At 52.7% G+C, this 4,763-nt stretch carries 5 protein-coding genes and 1 pseudogene; 1 reads left to right on the plus strand and 5 read right to left on the minus strand.

Going from position 1 to position 4,763, the window contains the following annotated elements; genetic code table 11:
- Window positions 1–296 (minus strand): phage virion morphogenesis protein (locus AWM79_RS06970; RefSeq protein WP_082712584.1); only part of this gene is annotated, 296 nt, incomplete at its 3' end.
- Window positions 275–538, minus strand: a pseudogene (locus tag AWM79_RS06975) (phage tail protein); the annotation flags it as partial. The gene AWM79_RS06970 and the pseudogene AWM79_RS06975, both read right to left, overlap by 22 nt.
- Window positions 539–1,040: 502 nt before the next feature.
- Here AWM79_RS06975 and AWM79_RS06980 point away from each other — a divergent pair.
- A complete protein-coding gene (locus tag AWM79_RS06980; RefSeq protein WP_017131305.1) occupies window positions 1,041–1,973 on the plus strand; it encodes a hypothetical protein in 933 nt (310 codons plus the stop codon).
- A 100-nt stretch (window positions 1,974–2,073) separates the two neighbouring features.
- Here AWM79_RS06980 and AWM79_RS06985 read toward each other — a convergent pair whose 3' ends face one another.
- The 3 genes from AWM79_RS06985 to AWM79_RS25375 all read right to left on the minus strand — a co-directional run.
- Complete coding sequence (locus AWM79_RS06985) at window positions 2,074–2,898, minus strand: hypothetical protein (protein WP_156430087.1); 825 nt, start codon at window positions 2,896–2,898, stop codon at window positions 2,074–2,076.
- A gap of 724 nt (window positions 2,899–3,622) precedes the next feature.
- Window positions 3,623–4,591, minus strand: a complete 969-nt coding sequence (locus AWM79_RS06990) for a hypothetical protein (RefSeq protein ID WP_060782481.1) — start codon at window positions 4,589–4,591, stop codon at window positions 3,623–3,625.
- Window positions 4,572–4,763: hypothetical protein (locus AWM79_RS25375; protein ID WP_208599932.1), on the minus strand; the 192-nt coding region annotated here is incomplete at its 5' end. The genes AWM79_RS06990 and AWM79_RS25375, both read right to left, overlap by 20 nt.

Raw genomic sequence — 4,763 nt, forward strand, 5'->3', positions numbered from 1 at the left:
GCGTGATGCCCGGACGCATACAAACTAAACTGATGCACCCTGGCGATTCGGGCCACGCGCCCGGTAAAGCCCACTGAAATGCCATTGCCATCGCCTCGCGCTTTGAGATAGCTGGCGGTGCGCAGCTTCTGGAACATTTTGATTTTACGCTTGATCCGACCCTTTTTGCCGCGCAGATCGCGCGCCTTGCGCGGCGCATAGCGGGTGCCATCGGCGTTTTGTTGGGCGAGTACTCGCTGTTGCTGGCTGCGGCGTATCTTCCGACGCTTCCAGATCAGCCATTGGGTACTATCCATTCCGGGCCGCTACCGGGCCAGTCGGGGTTGCGCTGCGGCTCGCCAGGGTGGGTGATGGTGACGTTACCTTCGTCGTCCGTTCGCACCACCACGCGCTCGGTCAGCGGTAGACTCAGGCTCATGTCGACCTTGCTCTTGTCGATCAGATCGGCTTCGAACTTGATGCCGTCGGCGGACTTGTCGAGGTTTTCCAGCAGCTCGGACTGGTTGACCTTCAGCCAGCCAAGCAACGGCAGCATGACGCAGTTGCGTAATTGCACGGACTTGACCACCCAATTGCATTGCACTTGACCACCCATTTGCATTCAACTTGACCAGTGGTTGAGTTACTCGGCTACCTTACGTTTGAATGACATGCCCTATAAAAGGGGGAGCAGAATTCGGAAATGTCAGGTTGAGGCCATATCTGCAAGTGGTCTGAAAGTGGCTAAGTCACAAAACTATTAAAAATGATAGTTGCATACAGGCTGCATTTCAGAGATAGATATTACTCGCTTTTAAATTCGAGTTGAGCGGTCGATTTTGCGCTATAAATAATTAAAAAGTTCGCGTTAAAGATAAAATTGGCGCAATAGGGTAATAAAAACGACTTGCGGGAGTTTGTGCTATGAGCAGTTATGATAAAAACTTCTTTCATTAACCTGCGTCTTTGCCGCAATTGACGAGATGAAGGCGGATTCCGGTACGCCTCTTCCTGATCCAGGCCACAGTCATTTACAGGTCACTGCCACTGAGGAGTATTCGATGAAACATTATCCTGAATTACTCAGATTCAACTTCGCCGACAGGAGATTGACATGGGTGGGCGAAACCATTTTCGGGGAAAAATTCCCCTTCCAGTACGCAAGCCCCGATCGACCGGCCATCGCTATCTTCAATAACCAGCTGTGGTGCGTATACCGCCTTGGCTCTGACAGCAATAAGCTGGCCTACCGCTTCTCCTCTCCCCAGGATGTCGACGGACAGTGGACCACGGGCCAAGTAATCCCCGACCATACGACCGTCGAAGGGCCGGCTCTGGCCGTATTCAAAGACCGGTTGTATTGCGTCTACGTCGGTACGGGCGGTGACAACAGCCTGTACTCTACGTACTGGTCTAACTTAGACAGCAGCTGGAGCGATGCCAAAAAGCTCCCCCATCACCACAGCACTTGGGGCCCCGCTCTGGCCGTTCATGACAATAAGCTGTGGTGCGTGCACACGGGGAACGGACGGGACCAGAGCTTGCGGTACACGACCAGCAGCGATGGCGAAAACTGGAGCGATGACACAAAGTTCCCCGACCAAAAAACCGCTTCCGCGCCGTCACTGTTCGTGAAAGGCGAGGATCTATTCTGTGCGCACCGCGGCGGCACCGGTGACGAGATTCTCTATTATACGTCCTGGGATGGCACCACGTGGCGCCCGGACCGAAGGATGTTGAACAATTCCATCTTCTCCATAGAGAGCAGTCACGCACCAGGTGTGGTCTATTGTGCCGATGATAGACGGCTGATCATGGTGCTCAAAGGCAGCGGCAGCGATACGCAGCTGTACTATGGGGTCCTCAAGGATGAGAGCGAGAATTGGGTTTTAGACAAAATATCCGAATCGTTCAGCCAAGCTGGACCATCTGTACTAACAACCCAAAACTCGACCTTTTGCTTTTACCGCGGCGCCAAAACCTCCGACGAATAACAAGCCAGCCACTTCGGCTGGCAACAACATCCGACGGCAAAAACTGGAGCGCTGATAAACTGTTGTCCCGCTCCAGCACCTATTTCCTCGACAATGCGGGTCACGTGGCGACGCCCCGGTAGACATAGTGATATTGCACTACATTTTCTCCATCGAGTTTGAACAGACATGACTCCAAGGCTGGCCCGGCTTGGGTACGGGATCCAAATAGATTCGTAACGTGGGTCCAGAGCTTATCCCTGATTTTGCGAGTGGCGGTGTACAGATTCGTGTCACTCCCAGCGCCCTTATACGCCACTACAAATAACGATTGGTCCTCGCGAAAGATCAGGCCGGGTCCGTCACTGCTGGCCTCTGTGTGGGTAAGGCCTGTAAGTAGCCTTTTGTCGTCGCTCCACTGGGTGCCGTCGTAGCTTGTTTCCCAGAGATCCTCGTCAGTGCCGCCGCCGCGATGCACGCAGAGCAGCATGTTGTTCGACGCGGCCAACGCCGGACCCGCCCCGCTCAGATGATCGGAGAACGGTTTGCCCTTACTCCATTGAGCATCGACATCGTCGAGTGTTGAGTAATGCAGTTTGTCGTCCCTTGCGTTCTGCACATAGACGCACCAAAGTTTGCCTTGAAACACGGCCAGGGCCGGGTCGTAAGCGCTGTGGTGATTGGGTAGCTTTTTGGCATCGCTCCAACTGCTTTTCTTGTTAGACCAGTACGTAGAGTACAGACTGTTGTCACCGCCCGCACCGACGTAGACGCAATACAGATTGTCGTTGAATACGATCAGAGCCGGCCCTTCGGCGGTCGTCTGGCCAGGGATTTCAAACTCACCGCTCCATGAGCCAATCTGCTGCGGCGAGGTGAAGCAGTAACACAGTTTGTTGTTATCACGTCCGCTGCGGTATACGCACCACAGCTGCTTATTGAACATGGCCAGGGCTGGTCGGTTGGGTGTTGTATATTCAGAGGGAGACGTCCCGGTTAGCGGGACTTGCGCACCTAGAACAGGTGGGAAGTCGAAAATGTAGGTGGCATGGTAGAGTGACTCAGGATATAGACTCGACATCGAATGCTCCTAACGGCAGGTATAGGGATAACGGACGGTGACGGATGAGCGGTAGTAGCTTAGCTTCTCTGAAAGGTCCGGTTTATAGAAGTCGTACTGTCTGGTTTCCCCATGTGAGGAGCCCTATACGAGCGTAACGTCTGATACACGGGAGTCTCTGCGCAATCTTGAAGCATTTTTTGAAAATCAGGCACCTCGATTTGATGAGATCCGTTGGGGCGTGTTAGTCAGACATTCTCTAATAATACTATTTGTGATCTTAGAGAGGGTAATAAGGTCAAAAAACTATCAAAAATGATAATTGCATACAGGCTTTATTTCATAGGTAGTTATTGCTCGCTTTTAAAATCGAATTGAAAATCGATTGTGGGAGAGTGATACTCACACTATTAATAATCAGAATCGTTCAGCCAGGCTGAACTCGCGGTACTAACGGCCAAAAGCTTGACCTTTTGCTTTTACCGCGGCGCCGAGACCTCCCAGGCATAACGCTCCAGACACTTCGGTTGACAACAACACCCGCCGGTAGAAACTGGAGCGCTGGCAAATTGTTGTTTCGCTCCCGTACCTATTTCCTCGACAATGCGGGTCACGTGGCGACGCCCCGGTAGACATATTGATATTGCACTACATATTCTCCCTCGAGTTCGAACAGACAGGACGCGATGGCCGGCCCGGCTTGGGCACGAGACTTAAATAGAATCGTAACGTGGGTCCAGAACTTATCCTTAATTTGGCGAGTGGCGGTGTAGACATCCGTGTCACTCCCGGCGCCTTTATACGCCACTACAAATAACGATTGGTCCTCGCGAAAGATCAGGCCGGGGCCGTCACTGCTGGCCTCCGTGTGGTAAAGGCCTGTAAGAAGCTTTTTGTCTTCGCTCCACTGAGTGCCGTCGTAGCTTGTTTCCCATAGATCTTCGTCAATGCCACCGCCGCGATGCACGCAAAGCAGCATGTTGTTCGACGCGGCCAAGGCTGGACCCGCCGCGCTCACATGCTTGGAGAACGGTTTGCCCTTACTCCATTGAGCATCGATATCGTCGAGTGTTGAGTAATGCAGTTTGTTATCCCTTGCGTTCTGCACATAGACGCACCAAAGTTTGCCTTGAAACACGGCCAGGGCCGGGTCGTAAGCGCTGTGGTGATTGGGGAGTTTTTTGGCATCGCTCCAACTGCTGTCTACGTTAGACCAGTGCGTAGAGTACAGGCTGTTGTCACCGCCTGCACCGACGTAGACGCAATACAGTCGATCCTTGAATACGGCCAGGGCTGGCCCTTCGATGGTGGTCTGGCCGGGGATTTCAATCTCACGGTTCCATGGGCTTCCCACGCCAATCTGCCGCGGCGGTGTGAAGCAATAACATAGTTTGTTGTTATCGCGTCCGCTGCGGTATACGCACCACAGTTGGTTATTGAACATGGTCAGGGCTGGCCGGTTGAGCGTTGTATATTCAAAGGGAGATGTCCCGGTTAGCGGGACTTGCGAACCTAGAACAGGTGGGAAGTCGAAAATGTAGGTGGCATGATAGAGTGACTCAGGATATAGACTCGACATCGAATGCTCCTAACGGCAAGTATAGGGATAACGGGCGGTGAAGGATGAGCTGTAGTAGCTTAGCTTCTCTGAAAGGCTCGGTTTGTTTATAGACGTTGTACTGTCTGATACTCGCCATAGCTCGCTCCTTCAGCAGGTGGTTGTGCTTTCTTCCAGGCATAAAAAAACCACC

The organism is Pseudomonas agarici, from assembly GCF_001543125.1.
GTDB classification, from domain to species: Bacteria; Pseudomonadota; Gammaproteobacteria; order Pseudomonadales; family Pseudomonadaceae; genus Aquipseudomonas; species Aquipseudomonas agarici.